The organism is Janthinobacterium salmonicoloratum, assembly GCF_051380845.1.
Taxonomy (GTDB): Bacteria; Pseudomonadota; Gammaproteobacteria; order Burkholderiales; family Burkholderiaceae_D; genus Janthinobacterium; species Janthinobacterium lividum_F.
On the sequence record NZ_JBNYXV010000001.1, the window covers coordinates 1,086,570 to 1,107,455 of the forward strand.

Below are 20,886 nucleotides of genomic sequence, written 5' to 3' on the forward strand. Positions count from 1 at the left end.
GCGAAATAAAATCAATCCGCACGTCAGGGTAAATGATACTCATTCGTTTTAACTATGAATGATCAACACATCACCATAGGAAAAACGATGCACATGACTCCACCGCGCCATCCCTTGCATGCCCGCCTCTCGCCACTGTTCCTGGCCATCAGCCTCACCTTCGCCTCGCCCGCCATCCACGCCGCCACGGCGGCCCCCACGGCGGCCGTGGAGTGGCAGATTCCCGCGCAGCCCCTGAACCGCGCGCTGAATGAACTGGCGCGCCAGGCTGGCATGGTGCTGCTGGCCGACGCCCGCCTGACACAGGGTCGGCAGAGCGCCCCGCTGCAGGGCCGCCATTCGCTGCCGGACGCGCTGCGCCAGCTGCTGGCCGGCAGCGGCCTGCAGGCGCAGCTGCAAGGCGGCACGACCATCATCATCAGCGCGTCCGCGACCGTCGCCGCCGGCGCCGTGCAGATCGGCACCCTGCGCGTGAATGGCCAGGGCGGCAGCGGCATGTTCGAGGCGGACGACACGGATCCGGCCGACCTGCCCTACACCACGCCGGCAGCCTCGGTGTACATCGGCCGCGAGCAGATCGAGCGCTTCCGCGGTACTTCGCCGGCCGACATCTTCAAAGGCGTGGCCGGCGTGCAGGTGGGCGACAGCCGCAACAGCGGCGCCGTCGACGTCAACGTGCGCGGCATGCAGGGCCAGGGCCGCGTGCCGGTGCTGATTGACGGCAGCCTGCAGTCATCGACCGTCTACCGCGGCTACGCGGGCATCGCCGACCGCAGCTACATCGATCCGGACCTGATCAGCGCCATCCGTATCGACAAGGGGCCGAACCTGTCGGCGCAGGGCGCGGGCGCCATCGGCGGCATGGTCAGTATGCAGACCTTGCGCCCGGAAGACATCATCCTGCCAGGCCAGCGCACGGGTGTGCGCCTGCGCGGCGGCATCCAGGACAACAGCGTCACGGCGCCCAGCGATTTCGGCAGCACGCCGCGCACGCACCGCAACAAGCTGAACGATCCGCGCAGCGGCTTTGCCAGCATCGCCGTGGCCACGCGCCAGGACGACTACGACCTGGTGGCTGCCATCAGCCACCGCAGCATCGGTAATTATTTTTCCGGCACGCGCGGCTTCGGGCGCTATCAGCTGCTCAACGAGTGGGGCGACGACAATGGCGTGACGCAGTTCTTCAAGAAGGGCGACGAAGTGCTCAATACGGCCAATCGCACCACTTCGGCCCTGCTGAAGGCAAATCTGCGCCTGCCGCACGAACAGAAGCTGGAACTGGGCTACCGCTATTTCGACAGCAGCTATGGCGAAATCATGCCCTCGCAAATCTACCGCAACAGCACCGGCAGCATCCCGCAGTGGGACCCGAGCCAGGTACGCACGAACGCGCTGACGGCACGCTACGAATGGAAGCCGGAAGGCCAGAACCTCATCGACCTGAAGGCCAACCTGTGGCTGACGGACATGCAAAGCAAGTCGCGCAACGGCGACATCTTCAGCAATCCGCTCGAGGGCAAGCCCAATCCGGGCGACCACGAATGCAAGGAATGCGTGGAAGTGCTGTACCTGGCAAAGAACCAGGCGCGCAGGGTCGGTGCGGACCTGACGAATACCTCGCGCTTCGCCACCGGCATGGGCGCACTCAAGCTGGAATACGGCCTGTCGCTGCAAAACGAGGATATCGGCCCGGCCGACAGCGTGACCATCCTCGACGAAGACCTGAACGCCAATCACACCCTGCGCAACGGCAAGCGCCACGAGCAAAGCGCGTTCGCCTCGCTGCAGTGGCAGGCGCGCGACTGGCTGACGGTGGACGCGGGCGGACGCTTCCAGCGCTTCGATACACGCGACCGCAACCGCCGCGCGGAACAGCAATATCAGCCGCAGGGTTGGCAATGGGTCACCATGTGGGACAAGGAAGGCGAGCAGCTTGGCGCCGCGAAATGGTACCAGGATGCGCAGGGCAAGTTCACGCCCGCCACCAATCCCGCGCTGGTGGGCGGCATGGTGGAAAACTATGGCGCCGAGCCGGCGCCGCTGGACCTGTCGCAGGTGGACCAGTGGAGCGGCAACGGCTATGTCTTCCGCGACGCCATCCCCGGCCTGTTCAAATACAGCACGCCGATCCGCCGCAAGGACCACGGCTTTTCGCCCACCTTCGCCCTGACGGTGCGCCTGTCCGACAGCGTCAGCCTGTTCCTGCGCGACGCGCGCGGCTTGCGCATGCCCAGCCTGTACGAGTCGACGATGGGCTTTTCGGCCACTTATTCATCGCCGCTCAAGCCCGAGCGCAGCCACAACCGCGAAATCGGCGTGAGCCTGGTCAAGGATGGCGTATGGAGCGCGGCCGACAAGCTGCGCCTGCGCGTCTCGTACTTTGACAACGTCACGCACGGCTATATCACGCGCCGACCGATACCCGACCTGCCGGCCTACGCGCAGAATTTCTCCATGGCGAACACGGACAAATACAGCGTCTCGGGCATCGAGCTGCAGTCGTCGTATGACCGCGGCACGGTATTTGCCGACTTTTCCGGCACCTGGAACCGCAAGACGCTGATCTGCGACGCGGCCACGGCGGCTTACCTGCGCAAGGCCAGCAGCTGGAAATCCGATATCTGGAATACGCCGGACTGCTCGCCCATCGGTTTTACCAGCTCCTACGTGAGCAACCATATCCAGCCCAAGCTGAGCGCCAACCTGACCCTGGGCGCGCGCTGGCTGCAGGAAAAACTCACCGTGGGCACGCGTTTGACGCATGTCGGCCATCCGCTGGCGCGCCAGGACGACAAGGCCGTATGGCAGACGTGGACAGGCACTTCGCCGCAAGTGCTGACGCAGGCCTACACGCTGGCCGACCTGTTTGCCAGCTACAAGATCACGCCCAACGCCACCGTCGACGTGGCCGTGGACAACCTGACGGACCGCTACTACCTCGATCCGCTGACCCTGAGCCTGATGCCGGGACCTGGCCGCACGGCCCGCGTCACGCTCGGCGTGCGTTTCTAATTTGATTCATCCTTATAATAGAGAGCAACTATTCCATGCACACTGCAAGCGATACCACGATTTCCAACGCCGTACCGATTAACGCGGCGCCAAGCCGCAGCCAGCGCCTGAAAGCCGACACCATGGCCACCCACGACTTGCTCGACCAGCGCATCATGGCCAGCGCGCCCTTCTCCAGCCGAGAGAATTACGCGCGCTTCCTGCAGGCGCAATACGCGTTCCTGCGCGACGTCGACGCGCTGTATGACAACGCGCAGCTGGCCGCCCTGCTGCCCGACCTGGAACAGCGCCGCCGCTATGCCAGCATCGCGGCCGACCTGCGCGACCTCGACACGCCCCTGCCGGCCGATGCGGCCACGGCGCCGTTCGACGCGCAGCTGGACCTGGCCACGGCACTGGGATGGCTGTATGTGAGCGAAGGCTCGAAGCTGGGCGCGGCCATCCTCTACAAACTGGCCGGCAAGATCGGCCTGGACGAACACCACGGCGCGCGCCACCTGGCCGGCCATCCGGACGGGCGCGCGCGCCACTGGCGCGAGTTTACCTCCGTGCTCGACACGGCCGTCCTCGATGACGCAGGCGAAGCGCGCGTGATCGACGGTGCGCGCGCCGCCTTCCTGCGCATGCACGGCCACGTGGAGGCCTGCGCCTGATGGAGGAACCAGTGACCCGGGCAAGCGCGGAAGCGCACACGGCACGGCTGCGCCGCTGGGCCTGGACGGCGGCCGGCATGCTGATGGTGGCGCTGGGCGTGATCGGCGCCCTGCTGCCCGTCATGCCGACGACGATCTTCCTGATCCTGGCGCTGGCCTGTTTCAGCCGCGCCTCGCCGCGCCTGGAGCACTGGCTGCTGCACCATCCGCGCTTCGGCGCGCCGCTGCGCCAGTGGCGCGAACACCGGGCCGTATCGCGGCGCGGCAAAGCCCTCGCCTGCCTGGGCATGGCCATCGGCTTTGTCGCCATGTGCCTCGGCCATCCGCCCTGGTGGGTCATCGCCCTGGTGGGTGTGATGGAAATCGCCGTCATCATCTACCTGCTGCGCCGCCCGGAAGGGCCAGCGCCAGCAATCATGCAAGAAAAGGCGCCGCCGACGGACTGGCGCCGTCCGCTGACCATCGCCACCGTCTTCGCCATGCATGGCGCGCTACTGGGCTGGGCGCTGTACCACCGCGCGCCGGCATCGCCTGTGCTGGCCATCGTGCCCGACGCGGCGCAACCGGCCATGCTGCTATACCTGCCGGCAGCGGCTCCGCCACGGCCTTTGGAGCAGAATCTTGCTGAACAGGTCAGCGCAGCTGCCGCGCCTTCGCGCAGCATTGCAAAAAAGGCAGCACCAGCCATCCGGCAATTCGTGCAGCAGCAGCCCGACGCGGCGCCCCTGCCGCAGCAGGCGGAGACCATGGCTGCCGTCGCCGAGGTGCGGCACGCCCCCATTTCGCCGGCACCTGTGGCCGCGCCGTCCATGGCGGCGGCACCACTCTCGCCTGCCTTGCCGCCCGCGCCGCAAGAGCAGCGCAGCGGCGCATCGAGCTGGGAAGGCAAGGTTTTGGCGCGCATGGAACGCTTCCGCCGCTACCCGACGGCATCGCGTGCGCGCCACGAACAGGGCGTGGTGTACCTGCGCTGCCGCATCGACCGCGATGGCCAGGTACTGGCGGCCAGCATCGAGCGCAGTTCCGGTTCCGCGGCGCTGGACCAGGCCGCGCTCGATACCTTGCAACGGGCAGCACCTCTGCCGCGCATCCCCCTGGAACGGCCAGATCCGCTCGAATTATCGATTCCCGTCGAATTTTCTATCGGCTGACAGGTGAAAAACCGGTTTTGCTCTTGCAAAACATCCGTATAGACATTATTTGCATATTCAAAGCAAGATTCTGTCGTAGGAGTAATAACACGATCGGAGGTATACTACGCAACCGACGTTTCAGGCCGGCCCGATCCATTCCCGATCTGGCCCCTTTACCCGCCTGTCACGGTCCAATAAAAAAGGAAACACTGCATGACCACACCACACCGTACGCCGGTGATTCGCATCGACGGCGCAAACAAGACCTTCGCGCTGCCCAAAGGCGAACAATTCCACGCGGTCAAATCGGTCACGCTGGAAGTCTATCCCGGTGATATTTTCGGCCTGATCGGCAAGAGCGGCGCCGGCAAATCGACCTTGCTGCGCCTGATCAACCTGCTCGAGCGTCCCGACAGCGGCACCATTACCGTGGCCGGGCGCGAATTGACACGCCTCGGCAAGAGCGAACTGCGCGACGCGCGCCAGAATATCGGCATGATTTTCCAGCAATTCAATCTGCTGCAAAACGCCAGCGTCTTCGACAACGTCGCCTTCCCCTTGAAAATCCATGGCACGACCAAGGGCGAGCAAATCGCCGCCCGCGTCGAGGAATGCCTGGCGCTGGTGGGCCTGTCCGACAAGCTGCACAGCTATCCGGCGCAATTATCCGGCGGGCAGAAACAGCGCGTGGCGATTGCCCGCGCTCTGGCCAGCCACCCCGATGTGCTGCTGTGCGACGAGCCGACATCCGCTCTGGACGCGGAAACCACGCGCGCCCTGCTCGACACCCTGCGCGACATCAATGCGCGCCTGGGCGTGACCATCGTCATCGTCAGCCATGAGCTGTCGGTACTGGGCGCCATCTGCAACCGCGTGGCTGTCGTGGAAAACGGCGCCATCGCCGAACAATTCGATTTGAGCGACACGGCTACCCCGCGCAAGACGGCGCTGGGACGCGAGCTGGCCTATTACGGCACCGAGGCGTTTGAAGCCACCGCATGGAAGGATGCAACACATGTTTGAAGAATCGATCAATAACGTCATCAAGCTGCTGCCGGAAATCTGGGTGGCGCTGGGCCAGACCATGACCATGCTGGGCATCGGCTTGACGGCCGCCATCCTGATCGGCGGCCCGCTGGGCATCTTGCTGTTCCTCGTCTCGGAAGGCCAGTCGCTGGAAAACCGTCCGCTGTCGACGATCCTCGGCTGGCTGGTCAACACCGTGCGCAGCTTCCCCTTCATTATCTTGCTGGTCGCCCTGACACCGTTTACGCGCATCATCGCTGGCACCTCGATCGGCCCGCTGGCGGCCAGCGTGCCGCTGTCGTTTGCCGCCATTCCCTACCTGGCGCGCCTGGTAGAACAGAACCTGCGCGAAGTGCCGCGCGGCGTGATCGAGGCGGCGCACGCCATGGGCGCGTCGGAAATGCAGATCATCTTCCGCGTGCTGCTGGTGGAAGCGCGCTCCGGCCTGGTGCTGGCCCTGACCGTGCTGTCGATCAGCTTCCTGTCGTATTCGGCCGTGGCCGGTGTGGTGGGCGGCGGCGGCATTGGCGACCTGGCCATCCGCTACGGCTACTACCGCTTCGAGACGGACATCATGGTCGCCACCGTGGCCATCCTGATCGTGCTCGTGCAAACCATCCAGTTCGCCGGCACGCGCATCGCCAAGCGCCTCGACAAACGTTAATTCATATTCAGAAACAAGGACCTACATGAACCACCTTCGCCGCACCCTGCTCCTGGCCGCCACCAGCCTGGCCTTCGCCACCGCCGCCCACGCCAAGGACCCGAAAGAACTCGTCATCGGCACCAGCTCCGGCCCATACTCGGACCAGCTGAAGCTGGGCATCAAGCCCATCCTGGAAAAACAGGGCTACAAGGTCAAGATCGTCGAATTCAACGACTATGTGCAGCCAAACTATGCGCTGGCCGAAGGCTCGCTGGACGCCAACGTATTCCAGCACATCGTCTACCTGACCAAGTTCGCCACCGATAACAAGCTGCCACTGAGCTCCCTGATCACCGTGCCAACCATGCCGATCGGCCTGTACGGCGGCAAGCAGAAGTCGCTGGCGGAAGTCAAAAATGGCGCCACCATTACCATGCCGAACGATCCGACCAACCAGGCGCGCGCGCTGGTGATGCTGGCCAAGATGGGTTGGATCAAGCTGAAACCGAACGTCGACCCGCTGCGCGCATCCGAACGCGACGTGCTGGAAAACCCGAAGAAGCTGAAACTGGTGCCGCTGGAAGCGGCGCAACTGCCACGTTCGCTGGCGGACGCCGACTACGCCTTCGTCAATGGTAACTTCGCCCTGGCCGCCGGCATGAAGCTGACGTCGGCCCTGAGCGTGGAAAAGATCTCGGACAGCTACATCAACCTGGTGGCCATCCGCACGGCCGACAAGGCCAAGCCATGGGTCAAGGACCTGGAAGCGGCCTACCGCTCGCGCGCCTTCCTCGATGCGACGAACAAATACCTGGCCGGCTACGAAAAGACGGACTACCAGCTGGCGCTGGAAAAGACGCTGAAAAAATAAACGGCGCATGCCATGCAAAAAGGACGGCCAAGGCCGTCCTTTTTTTTCGCCAGCTCACGCAAGCATCCTCAACACTTACAACGCCTAACAAAACCGTAGCGAGCGGAAGGAAGTTGTGGTTGAGAAGCGCAACTGTACGAAGGTACAGTGAGCATCGCAGACCGCAAATTCCGACGCGCAGTAGGTTTTGATAGGTGTTCCTAGAAGCGGTAACCGACGCCTACGCCGATCAGGATAGGATCGACCTTGACTTCGCTGGCCTTGGCGCCACCGATGAACACATCGCTGCGGATCTGCACTTTCTTGATGTCGAAGTTCAAGGACCAGTTTTTATCCAGCTTGTAGTCGACACCGGCTTGCAGCGAGTAGCCCCAGCTGTCATGTTCCAGGCGACCGGCGCCGTTCAGCAATTTCACGTCGGAGATATTCGTGTAGTTCACGCCTGCACCCACGTATGGGCTGAACTGTTTTTCAGGCATGAAGTGGTATTGCAGCGACAGCGTCGGCGGCAGGTGCTTGAAGGTACCGATATTGTTGCCATCGAGCTTGACGTCATGCTTTTGCGGGTAGGTCAGGATCAGCTCGGCAGCGATATTCGGGGTAAAGAAGTACGAAATATCGATTTCAGGAATCGTCTTGCTGCTGACCGTCAAACGGTCGGATGCGCCGACGCCACCAACAGGAGCAGATTTATCGGCCGGATCGAGGTGCACGGCGCGGGCACGGACCAGCCATGGGCTTTCCTGTGCCATTGCGTTGCTGGCGAATGCGCCGATGGCGGCCAGGACGATTGCTGCTGCAGTTGCGGACTTTTTCATTCTAGTTCCCTCTTTTTGTCGTTAAGTAACGCTGCGAAGTCTATGAGTGCAGTGCAGCAAAAACTTTGATCCACATCAAATAGTGCTAGATGGCATCACTAGAGGGATTTTTTTCTTTGCCCAGGTCAAGAAAATGCGGCATTGCAAAATTAAGCCGGTTCGGCAAACAGGCTGGCGACCCAATCGGCAAACACGCGCACGCGCGGCGACAGTTGCCGGTGGTGGGGATACAGCACGGACACGGGCAAGGGGTCGGGACGCCAGTCCGCCAGCACTTCCACCAGTTCGCCAGCCACCAGTGCCTGCTCGAGGTGATAACGGGGCGCCTGGATCAAGCCCATTCCGGAACGGCAGCAGGCGTGATACGCGTCCGCATTGTTGACGGACACGGTGCCCGGCAAGGCCACGCTATGCCGCTGTCCAGCCACTTTGAAATCGAAGGGCCAGACCTTGCCCGTCTGGGCGGAAAAGAAATTGACGGCGCGGTGGCTCGCCAAGTCCGCCAGCGTGTGCGGCGTGCCGTGCGCGGCCAGGTAGGCGGGGCTGGCGCAGGTCACCTGTTCCAGCAGCGCCAGCCGACGCGCCACCATCGACGAGTCGCCCAGTTCGCCCACGCGCAGCACGCAATCGACGCCTTCGCGCACCAGGTCGACGAGGCGGTCGCCCATGCCGATTTCCAGTTCGATCAGCGGATAGCGGGCGCAGAACTGGTCCAGCACGGGCATGACGAAATGCATGGCCAGGGTCGCGTGCAGGTCGATGCGCAGCTTGCCGGCCGGCTGCTGCGCCGCCGAGGAAAATACGGCTTCCGTTTCTTCCAGGTCCGCCAGCAGGCGCACGCAGCGCTGGTAATACGCCTCGCCATCGGGCGTGGGCGTGACTTGCCGCGTGGTCCGCTGCAGCAGGCGCACGCGCAGCCGCGCTTCGAGCTGCTTGATGGCATGCGTGACGGTCGCCTTCGGATAGCCAAGGTCATGCGCCGCCTGCGTGAAACTGCGCAGTTCGACGATGCGGGTAAAAATGCGCATCGCATCAAATCGGTCCATGCCCCCTCCATTGTTATTCCCTGCTGCACAGTGTAGCGATCCGAGCGCCATTTTTCCATCTTCGACCACTGCTGCCCAAGTTGCCCGCCACGCAATCGCCACTTGCGCCGATGTCACTGGATCGCCACCTGCGCGCGCAGAATAATATCTCCAGTACGCACATGAGAATAGTAATGATTATCATTTGCGATATAATGTATTACCTCGCTAGACGACTACGAAAAGGAATGGGAGACATGGATATATTGAGGGAACTGCGTGAATCGGGCTTGAAAGTAACCATCCCCCGCTTGCGGATTCTGCAGCTGTTTCAAGAAGGCACGATCAAGCACCTGAGTGCGGACGATGTCTACAAACTCTTGCTGGCCGAAAAGATCGACGTGGGCCTGGCCACCATTTACCGCGTGCTGATGCAGTTTGCCGAAGCGGGCATCCTGTTTCGCCGCCACTTCGAATCGGGCCACGCCGTCTTTGAACTGAACGAAGGCCAGCACCACGACCACCTGGTCTGCACGGGTTGCGGCAAGGTCGATGAATTCGTCGATGAAGGCATCGAACTGCGCCAGAACGAGATCGCCGCCGAGCGTGGCTTCGTGCTGCACGAGCACGCGCTGTCGCTGTACGGCACCTGCGCCGAGTGCACGGCGAAGAAAATCCCGCCGCGCCGGGCCTGACGGGGCTTGGGCCGCCTGGGCGCCGGTGCCTTGGGGTAAGATTCGTTCAAGCTTGAGAAAGGATCACCCATGTACATCGGAGAAATCGCCCGCCTGGCGGGCACCTCGCCCAAGGCCTTGCGCCACTATGAAGCGCTGGGCTTGCTGGGCGACGTGCGCCGTTCCGGCGCCTACCGCATCTACACGCAGCAAGACCTGGCGCAAGTCAAACTCATACGCCAGGCGCAGGCCCTGGGCTTCCGCCTGGCCGAACTGCTGCCCGTCCTGGCCGGCGACGAGACGGACTGGGCCGCCCTGTCGCAGCACATCGCTGCCAAGCGCGCACAGGTACAGGGCGATATCGCCCGCCTGCGCCAGCTCGACGCGCAATTGGCCGACATCGACACGGAAATCGGCGACTGCCTGGCGCGCCAGCACCTGCAAGCGGCCGCCTGAAGCTATCACCTCACGCCGCGCTTGACTCTGCCATTAGGGGCAGGCTTTAGCATGCAAGCTGTTCTTTACTGGAAAGCCTGCATCATGCCCAACACGGTACCAAAACGCATCCTGATCATCCTCGGCCACCCCTCCAACGACAGTTTCTGCGCCGCCCTGGCCGAGGCCTATGCCGCCACGGCCCGCAGCGCGGGCCACAGCGTGCGCGAGCTGCGCCTGGGCCAGCTGGACTTCGACCAGAACCTGCATGAAGGCTACCGCCAGGTACAGCCGCTGGAAGCGGACTTGCAGGCGGCACAGGAAGCCATCAGCTGGGCCGAGCACCTGGTGTTCGCCTACCCGATCTGGTGGGGCGGCGCGCCGGCCTTGCTGAAGGGTTTCATCGACCGCATCTTCCTGCCTGGCTTTGCCTTCAAGTATCGCCCGGGCAAGGCTTTTCCGGCGCAGCTGCTGAAGGGCCGCACGGCCCAGCTGCTGGTGACGATGGACACGCCGCCCTGGTATTTCCGCTGGGTCTACCACATGCCCGGCATACACCAATTGCGCAAGACGACCCTGGAATTTTGCGGCGTCAAGCCCGTCAAGGTGGCCAGCTTTGGTCCCCTGATCGATTCCACCGACGCGCAGCGGGCGCGCTGGCTGGCACAGACGCAGGCGCTGGCCCGCCGCCTGTAAGCCCGGCACCAGCTTGCCATGCAGCCATCTTGCATACGGTTTTGACAAGCTGGTAATCAAGCCGTCATATTCAAAGGCTACCATAATGATATTGCCTGTTTGTCAGCCGCCTTGCCGTCGCGACAACAAGGGTCCGATCGTCATGTAAAGGTAGCCGCTGTGGAGTTCAACGCTTCTCGATTGCATCTTCCCCGTTATCGCACGTCCGTGGCGTTTGATCTGTGCATTCCCACGGAATCCGTGCAGGCCGACGCCAGCAACTTCGCCGTGCTGGAACTGTTCACGGAACGGCGCGACATGATGAGCCTGCCCGTCACGGAACAGCGGCGTCCCATCGGCTTGATCAGCCGCAACATCTTCATGTCGCAGATGTCCAAGCCCTTTTATCACGAGGTGTACGGCAAGAAGAGCTGCATCGCCTTCATGGACAAGGAGCCGCTGATCGTCGACGGCGCCATGAGCATCGAAGACCTCACCTTCCGCGCCGTGGAAGCGGGCGAAAAGGCGCTGGCCGACGGCTTCATCATCACCGACGATGGCGCGCTGGCCGGCGTGGGCTTCGGCCTGCAACTGATGAACGTGGTAGCCACCATGCAGGCGGAAAAGAACCGGCAGATCATGCACAGCATCGATTACGCCAGCGTGATCCAGCGCGCCCTGCTGCGCACCTCCGATGCGGAATTGCGCGCCACCCTGCCCGACGCCCACCTGGAATGGCAGCCGCGCGACGTCGTCGGCGGCGATTTTTACTTCTTCGAGCGCCACGCAGGCGGCTGGTTCGCCGCCATCGCCGACTGCACGGGCCACGGCGTTCCGGGCGCCTTCATGACCCTGATCGCCTCGTCGGCCCTGAGCCAGGCCCTGCGCGAGCTGGGGCCGCACGATCCGGCCGCCTTGATCGGCGCCGTCAGCCGCGCCATCAAGACCTTGCTGGGCCAGGACGGCGCCAGCAACGGCGAGGCCACCGGCCACGCGGGCTCGAACGACGGCATGGATTGCGCCTTCCTGTGCTACGACACGGCCAGCGCCAGCCTGCGTTTCGCGGGGGCGAAACTGGCGCTGCACGTGGTCGCGCCGGGCGAAGACGGCGTGCGCGCCATCGATGGCGCGCGCATGGGTGTGGGCTATGTCGACACGCCGGCCGGCTACCGCTGGCACAACGAGACGCTGGACATTCCCGCCGGCAGCGTGCTGTTCGTCACCACCGACGGCTTGCTCGACCAGATCGGCGGCGCGCGCGACATCGCCTACGGCAAGCGACGCATGCGCGAACAGTTGCTGGCACAGCGCGACGCACCGGCTGGCGACGTGGCGGCGGCGCTGCTGCAGGACAGCGCCGCCTGGCAAGGCAAGCAGCCGCGCCGCGACGACCTGACCTTTTTCTGTTTCCGCCTGTAGTTTTGGCGCCATCGAGCCACCTTATCAACAAGAAACCGGGTCACCGGCTAGCCAGGAGCACGGACGTGCTGTACGAAGAATTCAACGAGTTTTGGGATGTGGCACGCAAGCGCAACATCATCTTTTTTTACGTGGGCTATTTCTCGCAGCACGTGGTGAGCGCCATTTCCGAAACCGTCAAGGCGCGTCTCGATACGGCCGGCGCGGCCGGGCCCACGCGGCGGCGCATCTTTTCCTCGTTCATCGAGATGTCGCAAAACATCATGCACTATTCCGCCGACAGCCTGACGCCCGATGCGCAACTGGACCAGCAGATGCGGCGCGGTTCATTTTGCATCGGCACGCGCGGCGACAGCTTTTTTCTGCTGTGCGCCAACCCCGTCTCGACGGACAACGTGGCGCAGATCCGCGCCCGCCTGGAGCCGCTGCACACCATGACGATGGAGGAGATCCGCCTCGCCTACAAGAAGGCCTTGCGCGAGGAAGCACCGGCCGACAGCAAGGGGGCGGGCCTGGGTTTTCTCACCATGGCGCGCGACGCCAGCGAGCCGCTGGAATTCGAATTCGTCCAGGATCCCCAGGAGCCGGGCCACACCATCTTCTGCATCAAAGCCATCATTTGAAAGAGCCGACTCAGGAAAGCATATGCAATTACCGTCACCACTGTTCATCGCCGCGACCCCGAGTTCGCCCGAAATCGACTTCCGTTTCGAGCAGCACACCCTGTCGATCAAGGGCGAGTCCTATCCGGAAAATGCGGCCGCCTTTTATGGCCCGCTGATCGCCGCCGTGCGCGCCTACCTGGAAGGCTGCCGCGAAAGCGCCATCACCGTCAACGTCTCGCTGGCCTATTTCAACAGCTCGAGCACGAAGATGCTGTTTACCCTGTTCGACACCCTGAACCAGGCCGCCGTCGACGGCAACCAGGTGCGCCTGAACTGGTATCACGACGAAGACGACGACACCATCCTGGAATTCGGCCAGGAGCTGCAGCAGGACTTTACGGCGCTGGACTTCCACGACCATCCCGTGCAAGGCAGTTAGGGCATGCGCGCCGCCATCTCCGAGGCCGGCCTGGAACCCGACCTGTTCACCGTGGAAGCGGCGGCGCTGGCCGCCGCGCGCCGCATGCACGCCGACATTCACGCCAGCGGCGAGGCGCAGCGCCGCGTGCTCGGTGAACTGATCGTCCACTACGAGCGGCTGATGCGCGAGACGCGGCGCCTGATCGGCCGCAGCGACCGCGCCGAGCGCGACATGCATTTGCTGAACCGCCAATTGCAAACCCTGGCCGGCCAGCTCGAATACCGCGCCACGCACGACCCGCTGACGGGCGCCATGAACCGCGGCGCCGTGATCGACCACGCCTCGCGCTGCCTGGCCCAGGGCGACATGGCGCTGATCGTGCTCGATATCGACCTGTTCAAGCAGGTCAACGACGATTTCGGCCACCCGGCCGGCGACGGCGTGATCCAGGCCGTGGTCGACTGCTTGAAAGGATTACTGGGACAGGAGACGGCCATCGGCCGGGTCGGCGGCGAAGAGTTTTCCGTGGTCTGGCCCACCTCCTCGCGCGACGACGCGGCGCAAATCGCGCAGCGCATCTGCGAGAGCGTCGGCCGCCAGCACCATGCGGCGCCCATCACGCGCGCCATCACCGTCAGCGTGGGTCTGAGCTGGAACCGCGCCGGCACGGCCTTCGAAACGGCCTACAGCCATGCGGACCAGGCCTTGTACCAGGCCAAGCGCGAAGGACGCAATTGCGTGCGCCAGTGGCTGGAGAGCTGAATCAAGGCACTGCATCAGCGTATATGTTCGTGCGCCATGCTGCCGTCGCGGCGCATGGCCGCCGCCGCCCGCTGCATGGCCGCCGCCTGCGCCTCGGGCAATTCCTTGTTGCAGGCGAGGTAAGTCTGCACGCGGTTGAAAGTCAGCAGCGGCACCACCTTGCCCTCCCACTCCTTGCCAGCAAACGGCTTGCTGCCCACCGCCATGCCGACGGCCCACAGGTCGATGCGCCCCAGCAGCAGCTTTTGCGGATTGAGCCACTCTTGCGTCACGGGCGCCACGCTCAAGCCGCGCTGGCGCAGGTAGGCGTCGCGCGCGTCGCCGAGCACCGTGCCGATCACCAGGCCGCGCGCATCGGCTAGCGTGCGCAGCGCCAGGTGCCGCTCGGCCAGGCCGTAGAGTATCCATTCCGCTTCGTTGAGGGGGCCGATCCAGCGAAATTGCGCTTCGCGCTCTTGCGTGCGGCTGGTGGAAAAGATGCAGGTGTCACGCTCGCGCAACGCCTGCGCGTACGCGCGCTTCCACGGCAACAATTCAATGCTGTAGGAAAGACCGGCGCGCGCCATGATGTCACGCACCTTGAGCGTTTCACGTCCCACGACGACATTGTTTTCCATCATGCTCGACGGCGGCAAATGCTCGCCGACGATGCGCACGTCCACCGCCGCGGCCAGCGCCGGCATCAGCAGCGCCACTGCCAGCAGCCCTGCCATGCTTGCTTGTTTCATGCTTGCTTTCTTCCACTACAGGGGATTCAAGCCGATGTTACCATCGGCCCGCAGTTATGTCAGAAGAGAAACTTGAACCGCCCCTCATTGTTTTACCATCAGATCCACCAGCATGCGCGCAGGAGCGCTGAGGCTCGCCTGAGAGCGGTGTACCAATCCGATATCCCGATGAAAGGTGTGTGGCCCCAGGTCGATAACGCGTATTGCAGCCGGCCAACGCCGGTGGGCAGCAGTTTGTGGCAGCAAGGCAACACCAACGCGATTGGCCACGAGCTTGATGATCGCATCGAGTTCGTCGACTTCGCAGACTTCGCGCAAAGGCAAATGCATTTTTCGCAGGAAACGATCGACCTGGCGCCCACCGAACGAGGCGCGGTCATAACGGACAAAAGGCTGCTGCGACAGTAACTCCACCCAGTCATCACCGGGCACGTCACGTGGCACGATCAAACGGAACGGTTCGCGCGCCAGCGTGGTCCAGCGCAGGTCGCTTTGCAGTGCGAAAGGTGGGCGAATGATGACCGCCATGTCGATCTCGCCCGCGTCTACCATGTTCAACAACTCCATTGACAAGCCAGGTAAAACGCGCGTGCGGCAATCGGGCAATCGCTGGTGCAGCGCGGCCAAGGTATCCGGCAGGAAGGAACGCTGCACTGAGGCGATCGCGCCTATGGTCACTTTGGCGGCCGGCGCGCCGGCACTTGCGGAGCCCAGGTTGTCGTACAGGCGTAACAACTCCTGGGTCTGCTCCAGTATCTGATGCCCCATCTTGTTGAGCCGAGCGGAGCGTCCCGCGCGGTCGAACAAGGACAAGCCCAGTTCGGCCTGCAGGCGCTGCATCTGTGCGCTGACCGCCGCTTGCGTCAGGCCGATCTTGTCGCCGGCAGCTGCAAACGTGCCCTCGCGCGCGACCGATACCAGGGTTTTGAGTTCTCGTATCATTCATCAATCCTATTTTTGTTTATGGAAAAAATATATTGATTATTTTTTCCATTTCGAGATTCTACAATACTTGAGCAGCGTCATTGACTTCCCCGCATCGCGCCGGATCACGACGCCGACCACACACCAACAGGAGATTTCACGATGAGCCTTTCACCTTTCCACCTTGCCATTCCCGTCTATGACTTGCCGGCGGCGCGCCGCTTCTACAGCGATGTGTTTGGCCTGGCAGAGGGACGATCCAGCACGCAATGGGTCGACTACAACTTCTTTGGCCATCAACTGGTGATCCATGAACACCCCAAGACGGCCTCGCAGGAACACGTGCATTCGAACCCCGTCGATGGGCATGACGTGCCGGTGCCGCACTTCGGTGTCGTGCTGGGCTGGAACGAATGGGAAGCCCTGGCCGAGCGATTGAAAACCTTCGGCACGAAGTTCGTCATCGAACCTTACATCCGCTTCAAGGGCCAGGTCGGCGAGCAGGCCACCATGTTCCTGTTTGACCCATGCGGTAACGCCCTCGAATTCAAGGCCTTCCAGAATATCGACCAGCTGTTCGCCAAGTAATACCGGCGGCACGGGTCTGGCCCGTGCCCAACTGCATACAATAAAACGGGGACAGGGATGAAACGGATTTCTTTGGTTGTACAAATCGCCATCGGACTGGCGCTGGGCATACTGGTCGGCTGGTATTTCAATACGCATCCCTTGCACCAGGACTGGGTGAGTTCGCAAGTGCTCAAGCCCCTGGGCGATATCTTTATCAAGATGATGAAGATGGTGGTGGTGCCGCTGGTGTTCTGCTGCATGGTGCTTGGCATTGCCGGCGGCGACAACAAGTCGTTCGGCCGCATGGGCATGAAGTCGATCGGCTATTTTTTCGCCATCACCAGCCTGGCCATTGTCGTCGGCTTGTTGCTGGCCAATCTGTTCCAACCTGGCTCGGGTACCGATATCTCTTCCATGGTCCATGGCGCCACGGCGATGAAGATGGAGCCACCCAAAGGCGCGCTGGTCATCCTGCAGAACATTGTCCCGGAAAATATTTTCGTGGCCCTGGCGGAAGGGAAATTGCTGTCGATACTATTTTTCGCCGTGCTGTTCGGCCTGTCCCTCAATTCCCTGCCGCAGGCCAGGAGCGCGCCGGTACTGGCCGTCCTGCAAGGCATACTCGATACCATGTTCAGGGTGGTGCGCATCGTGATGGCCTACGCGCCGATTGGCGTGTTCGGCATGATAGGGGCCACCGTGTGCAGTTTCGGTTTCGCGTCGCTGTTGCCGCTGTTAAAGCTGATCGGCGTGGTGTACCTGGCGCTGCTGCTGTTTGCGCTGGTGGTGCTCGGCGGCATCTGCTACCTGATCGGCGAAAACATCTTCAAGCTGATACGCTACTTCAAGGATGAATTGCTGCTGGCCTTTTCAAGCGCCGCCTCGGCTGCCGTCATGCCGCAGCTGATGGAAAAGCTCGAAGCGTATGGGGTGCCACGGCGCATCGTCAGCTTCGTGGTGCCGGTCGGCTATGCCTTCAACCTGGACGGCGCGGCGATTTTTCTTGGCGTCGCCACCATCTTCATAGCGCAATTGTATGGCATCGACCTGTCGGCGACGCAACAGGCAATGCTGGTGATCACCATGGTACTGACATCGAAAGGCGCGGCCGGCGTGCCTGGCTTTGCCATCATTATCCTGTCCGCCACGCTGGCCTCGGCCGGACTGCCGCTGGAAGGCGTTGCCCTGATCGCCGGCATTTTCCGGATTATCGACAGTGGCACGACGACCCTCAATGTGCTCGGTAACGCTGTCGCGCCGCTGGTTATCGCGCGCTGGGAAAAAGAGGATTTGCTTCCGCGGCAACCCTTGCCGGTATTGGCCCGCACCTGAGCTGGCAACTATATCAAAGCGCTTGATGGCCAAGCTCTCGTGCCAGGGAAGGACGTGTGTGGACTTTGCCGCTGTAATCCGAGCGCGCGGATTCAGCGGCGTTAGTGCCGCGCTCAGGGCGCGACGTGGGTATGGAATATCTTGCTGACGATCGTCCACTTGCCTTCGACTTTCAGCAAGTGGAAGAAGTCGGTGAAGCAGAAGCCAGAAACATCGTTCGTGTCGATGCGCGCACTGGCGGCGGTGCCGACGATGTCGACTCTGACGATTGCCCCCTGAGCTTCAGGCGATGGTTGAAAAGCGGTGTCGATGCCGTCGAACAGGTTTTGGATACCTCCGCCAGTCAGCTTGCCTTCGGCGTCAACGCTGAACATCGTTGCCTGCTCGCTGAAGGCCGGTTTCATGATGCTGCTATCGGCTTGCTTGCAGCCTTCCTTGTACTTGTTCAGTACTTCGACGATGGCCTGATAATCCTGCACATAGGTCGGTTTGCTCATGTTTTTACTCCTGGTTGTTAATACTAAAAAAACCGGCCAGCCTGGCCGGCATGAGGTTCAATCCTTCTGGGTAGCCGCGCTAGCAGCCGGTGCCGGCGACCATGCACCCAACTGTGCCAACTTGCTGGCGCGGTGGTCGAGCCACCAGCCGGCCTGGACATTCCAGTTGGCATAGGCTGCGTCCGGGTTAGCCGCTCCCAGCGCCTGCTGTGCATGCAGGGGAAAGTGCGGATCGCGCAGCGCCGCATGGCCCAGTGCGACCAGGTCGGCCTGGCCGGAAGCGATGATTGCTTCGGCCTGCGCCGGATCGACGATGATGCCGACGGCCATGGTGGCAATATTGGCTTCGCGGCGGATCTGTGCGGCGAACGGCACCTGGAAGCCATAGCCGTTCGGGTATTCATAGACGCCGAAACCGCCGGACGAGCAGTCGATGACGTCGACACCGAGCGCCTTCAGGGCTTCGGCCAGAGCGATGCTGTCATCGATGGTCCAGCCACTGCTGCTGCCATCGACCGCCGACAGACGCACGAACAGTGGCTTGTCCTGCGGCCAGACCGCGCGCACTTCGCGGGCGATTGCCAAAGGCAGGCGGATGCGGTTCTCGAAGCTGCCGCCGTATTCATCGCTGCGGTCATTGGTCAGCGGTGAGAGGAAAGCGTTGAGCAGAAAGCCGTGCGCAAAGTGCAGCTCGAGTACATCGAAGCCTGCCTCCAGCGCGCGGCGGGCCGCAGCAACAAAATCGTCACGGACCTTGGCGATGCCGCTAGCGTCGAGGGCGGTGGGCCGCAGCCAGCCGTCGGCCACCGGACGTGCGCTGGGCGATACCACTTTCCAAGGGATATCACCGCGTGCGGCGTCCTCGTCGTTCAAGGGGCCGTTGCCTTCAAAGGCGCGCTGGATGCTCGCTTTCGGCCCCGCATGGCCGATCTGGATGCCAGGCGTGGCGCCATAGGCCTTGGCAAAGGCAGCGATGCGCGCCAGGCCTGGAATGTGCGCGTCATCCCACAGGCCCAGGTCGCCATGCGTGATTCGTCCTTCTGGCGAGACGGCAGTCGCCTCGACCATCATCAGGCCGAAGCCGCCAAGAGCGAAACGGCCGTAGTGGATGGCATGATAATCACTGGCAAGGCCATCTTTCGCCGTGTACTGGCACATCGGGCTGAGGGCGTAGCGGTTGCGCAGGGTGACACCGCGCAATGTCAGGGGTTCAAAGATTTTGTTCATGCTTCTTTTCTCGAAAGATGGCTGGCGTAGCCGGATTGATTTGCTTGATGTGATCAGTATGCAGATCGGAGATAATGACGTAAATAGTCATAGGTGGAGATACAGTATGAGCAAAAAAGTCATAATAGAAGGTCCGGCCAGCACTAAGGATGCAGGGCGCGCCCTCCCTTCACCGCCGTTGCACCTTCCAGGTCTGCTGACCTTCGAGGCTGCCGCCAGGCATTTGAACTTCGCTCGCGCTGCCGCAGAAATAGGCGTCACGCCGACTGCGGTATCCCGCACGATCAAAAACGTGGAAGCACAACTGAATGTGCGGCTGTTCAATCGCACCACACGCAGTGTCAGTCTGACCGAGGCTGGCGCGTCATTGAACGCGACATTGGCACCTGCACTTGCCTTGATCAGAAACTCCTTGTCACAAGCTTTGCTCACGACCGATCAACCGTCGGGCATGTTACGCGTCAGTTCATCCTATGTTGCCTACCGTATCTTGATCGAGCCGCACATGGCGTCGTTCCTGGAACAGTTCCCGCTGATTAATGTCGAGATCTCGCTCGATAATCAGCTGACCGATATCGTCAGCGCCGGCTTTGACATCGGCATACGCATGGGGAGGAAACTGCAAAATGACATGATTTCTGTGCAACTGGGAGCAGTGCAAAAGAGAATCGTGGTGGCAGCGCCCGATTATTTCCGCGAGCGCAGTGAACCACAAACGATGGCTGAACTGCTCAAGCACAACTGCCTGCGCCAGCGCTATTGCGTCGGCGGGAGGCTGTATGACTGGAAGTTCGAAGATCGCGGTCAGATGGTACAAATCGACGTTCAAGGGCGCTTTATTTTTGACGAGATGCGATCCGTGCTCGACGCTGCAATACAAGGCCAGGGCATCGCTTTCATCCTGGAAGATTTTGCGAAGCAGGAGTTAGCCAACGGCATGCTGCGGCAGATACTGAAGCAGCACTGGGCATTGGATGACGCTTTTCATCTCTACTATCCGCATCGCGAGCACATGCCCGGAAAGCTGCGTGCATTCGTTGATTTCATGCGCACTGCCAATCAAACGAAAACGTCTTGATTTGATGGCTACTATTGCAGTGTGAATCTGCGGCAACGTGGCAACAAGCCAACGCTGGTAGAGCGCAATGAGAGCGACATTAGGGAGAGGGGTCGAAGGAAAAGCAAGTGGCGGAAAACAGTAGGAGTCGAACCTACGGGAGAACGTCTGACGCCCTCCACCGGGTTTGAAGCCCGGCCACATCACCGGATGAGTGTGCTTTCCGCGGTGCCTGAGCTAAGTAATCCTCGGGAAATTATTGTGAAATTATGACGAACAGAACCGGATGCTATGCAAGGCGCCTGTTGCGACGCAGTGCAAGCACTGCTAGCAGCGGGCAACGCTGCAGAGCGTCGGTTATGGAAGTCAGAAATCA

General features: G+C 62.0%; 22 protein-coding genes and 1 tRNA gene. 16 read left to right on the top strand and 7 right to left on the bottom strand.

Translation table 11 applies throughout. From position 1 onward, the window contains the following. Window positions 1–87 precede the first annotated feature (87 nt). The 6 genes from ACQ4WY_RS04960 to ACQ4WY_RS04985 all read left to right on the top strand — a co-directional run bounded on the left by ACQ4WY_RS04960 (window position 88) and on the right by ACQ4WY_RS04985 (window position 7,341). Window positions 88–3,012: a TonB-dependent receptor gene (locus ACQ4WY_RS04960; RefSeq protein ID WP_436503078.1), complete on the top strand. Its 2,925-nt coding sequence runs from the start codon at window positions 88–90 to the stop codon at window positions 3,010–3,012. A gap of 35 nt (window positions 3,013–3,047) precedes the next feature. Then, window positions 3,048–3,665, top strand: a complete 618-nt coding sequence (locus ACQ4WY_RS04965) for a biliverdin-producing heme oxygenase (protein WP_436503079.1) — start codon at window positions 3,048–3,050, stop codon at window positions 3,663–3,665. Window positions 3,666–3,676: 11 nt separating this feature from the next. Beyond that, on the top strand, window positions 3,677–4,816 hold the full coding sequence (locus ACQ4WY_RS04970; RefSeq protein ID WP_436503080.1) for a TonB family protein: 1,140 nt from the start codon (window positions 3,677–3,679) through the stop codon (window positions 4,814–4,816). Between the two features lie 195 nt (window positions 4,817–5,011). Then, the gene (locus tag ACQ4WY_RS04975) at window positions 5,012–5,821 is read left to right on the top strand and encodes a methionine ABC transporter ATP-binding protein (protein WP_070222288.1); all 810 of its coding nucleotides are present in this window, start codon (window positions 5,012–5,014) and stop codon (window positions 5,819–5,821) included. Beyond that, entirely contained in the window at window positions 5,814–6,488 is a 675-nt protein-coding gene (locus tag ACQ4WY_RS04980; protein ID WP_152251093.1) for a methionine ABC transporter permease, read from the top strand. Before ACQ4WY_RS04975 ends, ACQ4WY_RS04980 begins: the two co-directional genes overlap by 8 nt. 25 nt (window positions 6,489–6,513) lie before the next feature. Then, window positions 6,514–7,341, top strand: a complete 828-nt coding sequence (locus ACQ4WY_RS04985; protein ID WP_436503081.1) for a MetQ/NlpA family ABC transporter substrate-binding protein — start codon at window positions 6,514–6,516, stop codon at window positions 7,339–7,341. Between the two features lie 200 nt (window positions 7,342–7,541). Here ACQ4WY_RS04985 and ACQ4WY_RS04990 read toward each other — a convergent pair whose 3' ends face one another. Then, window positions 7,542–8,159: an OmpW/AlkL family protein gene (locus tag ACQ4WY_RS04990; RefSeq protein WP_353656399.1), complete on the bottom strand. Its 618-nt coding sequence runs from the start codon at window positions 8,157–8,159 to the stop codon at window positions 7,542–7,544. Window positions 8,160–8,308: 149 nt separating this feature from the next. Next, window positions 8,309–9,205 carry a LysR family transcriptional regulator gene (locus ACQ4WY_RS04995; protein ID WP_436503082.1) on the bottom strand — a complete coding sequence of 299 codons (897 nt, stop codon included), beginning with the start codon at window positions 9,203–9,205 and terminating at the stop codon, window positions 8,309–8,311. A 236-nt stretch (window positions 9,206–9,441) separates the two neighbouring features. Here ACQ4WY_RS04995 and fur point away from each other — a divergent pair, with 236 nt between their 5' ends. The 7 genes from fur to ACQ4WY_RS05030 all read left to right on the top strand — a co-directional run bounded on the left by fur (window position 9,442) and on the right by ACQ4WY_RS05030 (window position 14,175). Beyond that, a complete protein-coding gene (gene fur, locus ACQ4WY_RS05000; protein ID WP_152258217.1) occupies window positions 9,442–9,879 on the top strand; it encodes a ferric iron uptake transcriptional regulator in 438 nt (145 codons plus the stop codon). Window positions 9,880–9,948: 69 nt separating this feature from the next. Further along, entirely contained in the window at window positions 9,949–10,314 is a 366-nt protein-coding gene (locus tag ACQ4WY_RS05005; protein WP_436503083.1) for a MerR family transcriptional regulator, read from the top strand. Between the two features lie 51 nt (window positions 10,315–10,365). Then, window positions 10,366–10,989: an NAD(P)H-dependent oxidoreductase gene (locus ACQ4WY_RS05010; protein ID WP_436503084.1), complete on the top strand. Its 624-nt coding sequence runs from the start codon at window positions 10,366–10,368 to the stop codon at window positions 10,987–10,989. Between the two features lie 180 nt (window positions 10,990–11,169). After that, window positions 11,170–12,387 carry a SpoIIE family protein phosphatase gene (locus ACQ4WY_RS05015; protein ID WP_436503085.1) on the top strand — a complete coding sequence of 406 codons (1,218 nt, stop codon included), beginning with the start codon at window positions 11,170–11,172 and terminating at the stop codon, window positions 12,385–12,387. A gap of 65 nt (window positions 12,388–12,452) precedes the next feature. Continuing rightward, window positions 12,453–13,010, top strand: a complete 558-nt coding sequence (locus tag ACQ4WY_RS05020) for a SiaB family protein kinase (RefSeq protein ID WP_436503086.1) — start codon at window positions 12,453–12,455, stop codon at window positions 13,008–13,010. 22 nt (window positions 13,011–13,032) lie between these two features. After that, the gene (locus tag ACQ4WY_RS05025; protein ID WP_077406607.1) at window positions 13,033–13,431 is read left to right on the top strand and encodes a DUF1987 domain-containing protein; all 399 of its coding nucleotides are present in this window, start codon (window positions 13,033–13,035) and stop codon (window positions 13,429–13,431) included. 3 nt (window positions 13,432–13,434) lie between these two features. Further along, entirely contained in the window at window positions 13,435–14,175 is a 741-nt protein-coding gene (locus ACQ4WY_RS05030; protein ID WP_436503087.1) for a GGDEF domain-containing protein, read from the top strand. Between the two features lie 14 nt (window positions 14,176–14,189). Here ACQ4WY_RS05030 and ACQ4WY_RS05035 read toward each other — a convergent pair whose 3' ends face one another. Both ACQ4WY_RS05035 and ACQ4WY_RS05040 read right to left on the bottom strand, forming a co-directional pair. Further along, entirely contained in the window at window positions 14,190–14,903 is a 714-nt protein-coding gene (locus tag ACQ4WY_RS05035; RefSeq protein WP_436503088.1) for a substrate-binding periplasmic protein, read from the bottom strand. Between the two features lie 84 nt (window positions 14,904–14,987). After that, complete coding sequence (locus tag ACQ4WY_RS05040) at window positions 14,988–15,845, bottom strand: LysR family transcriptional regulator (RefSeq protein ID WP_436503089.1); 858 nt, start codon at window positions 15,843–15,845, stop codon at window positions 14,988–14,990. Between the two features lie 144 nt (window positions 15,846–15,989). Here ACQ4WY_RS05040 and ACQ4WY_RS05045 point away from each other — a divergent pair, with 144 nt between their 5' ends. Both ACQ4WY_RS05045 and ACQ4WY_RS05050 read left to right on the top strand, forming a co-directional pair. Then, window positions 15,990–16,415 carry a VOC family protein gene (locus tag ACQ4WY_RS05045; RefSeq protein WP_436503090.1) on the top strand — a complete coding sequence of 142 codons (426 nt, stop codon included), beginning with the start codon at window positions 15,990–15,992 and terminating at the stop codon, window positions 16,413–16,415. Between the two features lie 72 nt (window positions 16,416–16,487). Beyond that, entirely contained in the window at window positions 16,488–17,729 is a 1,242-nt protein-coding gene (locus ACQ4WY_RS05050) for a cation:dicarboxylate symporter family transporter (protein ID WP_436503091.1), read from the top strand. A 113-nt stretch (window positions 17,730–17,842) separates the two neighbouring features. On the opposite strand, the gene ACQ4WY_RS05055 is transcribed toward ACQ4WY_RS05050, so the two are convergent. Both ACQ4WY_RS05055 and ACQ4WY_RS05060 read right to left on the bottom strand, forming a co-directional pair. Next, the gene (locus tag ACQ4WY_RS05055; protein ID WP_436503092.1) at window positions 17,843–18,226 is read right to left on the bottom strand and encodes a nuclear transport factor 2 family protein; all 384 of its coding nucleotides are present in this window, start codon (window positions 18,224–18,226) and stop codon (window positions 17,843–17,845) included. A gap of 57 nt (window positions 18,227–18,283) precedes the next feature. Next, entirely contained in the window at window positions 18,284–19,453 is a 1,170-nt protein-coding gene (locus tag ACQ4WY_RS05060) for an NADH:flavin oxidoreductase/NADH oxidase (protein WP_436503093.1), read from the bottom strand. A gap of 106 nt (window positions 19,454–19,559) precedes the next feature. Here ACQ4WY_RS05060 and ACQ4WY_RS05065 point away from each other — a divergent pair, with 106 nt between their 5' ends. Next, window positions 19,560–20,531 carry a LysR family transcriptional regulator gene (locus ACQ4WY_RS05065; protein ID WP_436503094.1) on the top strand — a complete coding sequence of 324 codons (972 nt, stop codon included), beginning with the start codon at window positions 19,560–19,562 and terminating at the stop codon, window positions 20,529–20,531. Between the two features lie 108 nt (window positions 20,532–20,639). On the opposite strand, the gene ACQ4WY_RS05070 is transcribed toward ACQ4WY_RS05065, so the two are convergent. After that, window positions 20,640–20,735 (bottom strand) — tRNA-Sec (locus ACQ4WY_RS05070). Between the last annotated feature and the right edge of the window lie 151 nt (window positions 20,736–20,886).

What these genes read in the sequence shown, in the direction of transcription:
- ACQ4WY_RS05005 (WP_436503083.1), top strand. Translation starts at nt 9,949, where the DNA reads ATGTACATCGGAGAAATCGCCCGCCTGGCGGGCACCTCGCCCAAGGCC.
- ACQ4WY_RS05060 (WP_436503093.1), bottom strand. Translation starts at nt 19,453, where the DNA reads ATGAACAAAATCTTTGAACCCCTGACATTGCGCGGTGTCACCCTGCGC.
- ACQ4WY_RS04975 (WP_070222288.1), top strand. Translation starts at nt 5,012, where the DNA reads ATGACCACACCACACCGTACGCCGGTGATTCGCATCGACGGCGCAAAC.
- ACQ4WY_RS05025 (WP_077406607.1), top strand. Translation starts at nt 13,033, where the DNA reads ATGCAATTACCGTCACCACTGTTCATCGCCGCGACCCCGAGTTCGCCC.
- fur (WP_152258217.1), top strand. Translation starts at nt 9,442, where the DNA reads ATGGATATATTGAGGGAACTGCGTGAATCGGGCTTGAAAGTAACCATC.
- ACQ4WY_RS05040 (WP_436503089.1), bottom strand. Translation starts at nt 15,845, where the DNA reads ATGATACGAGAACTCAAAACCCTGGTATCGGTCGCGCGCGAGGGCACG.
- ACQ4WY_RS04990 (WP_353656399.1), bottom strand. Translation starts at nt 8,159, where the DNA reads ATGAAAAAGTCCGCAACTGCAGCAGCAATCGTCCTGGCCGCCATCGGC.
- ACQ4WY_RS05010 (WP_436503084.1), top strand. Translation starts at nt 10,366, where the DNA reads ATGCAAGCTGTTCTTTACTGGAAAGCCTGCATCATGCCCAACACGGTA.
- ACQ4WY_RS04985 (WP_436503081.1), top strand. Translation starts at nt 6,514, where the DNA reads ATGAACCACCTTCGCCGCACCCTGCTCCTGGCCGCCACCAGCCTGGCC.
- ACQ4WY_RS05035 (WP_436503088.1), bottom strand. Translation starts at nt 14,903, where the DNA reads ATGAAACAAGCAAGCATGGCAGGGCTGCTGGCAGTGGCGCTGCTGATG.
- ACQ4WY_RS04960 (WP_436503078.1), top strand. Translation starts at nt 88, where the DNA reads ATGCACATGACTCCACCGCGCCATCCCTTGCATGCCCGCCTCTCGCCA.
- ACQ4WY_RS05055 (WP_436503092.1), bottom strand. Translation starts at nt 18,226, where the DNA reads ATGAGCAAACCGACCTATGTGCAGGATTATCAGGCCATCGTCGAAGTA.
- ACQ4WY_RS04980 (WP_152251093.1), top strand. Translation starts at nt 5,814, where the DNA reads ATGTTTGAAGAATCGATCAATAACGTCATCAAGCTGCTGCCGGAAATC.
- ACQ4WY_RS05065 (WP_436503094.1), top strand. Translation starts at nt 19,560, where the DNA reads ATGAGCAAAAAAGTCATAATAGAAGGTCCGGCCAGCACTAAGGATGCA.
- ACQ4WY_RS04995 (WP_436503082.1), bottom strand. Translation starts at nt 9,205, where the DNA reads ATGGACCGATTTGATGCGATGCGCATTTTTACCCGCATCGTCGAACTG.
- ACQ4WY_RS04965 (WP_436503079.1), top strand. Translation starts at nt 3,048, where the DNA reads ATGCACACTGCAAGCGATACCACGATTTCCAACGCCGTACCGATTAAC.
- ACQ4WY_RS05045 (WP_436503090.1), top strand. Translation starts at nt 15,990, where the DNA reads ATGAGCCTTTCACCTTTCCACCTTGCCATTCCCGTCTATGACTTGCCG.
- ACQ4WY_RS05030 (WP_436503087.1), top strand. Translation starts at nt 13,435, where the DNA reads ATGCGCGCCGCCATCTCCGAGGCCGGCCTGGAACCCGACCTGTTCACC.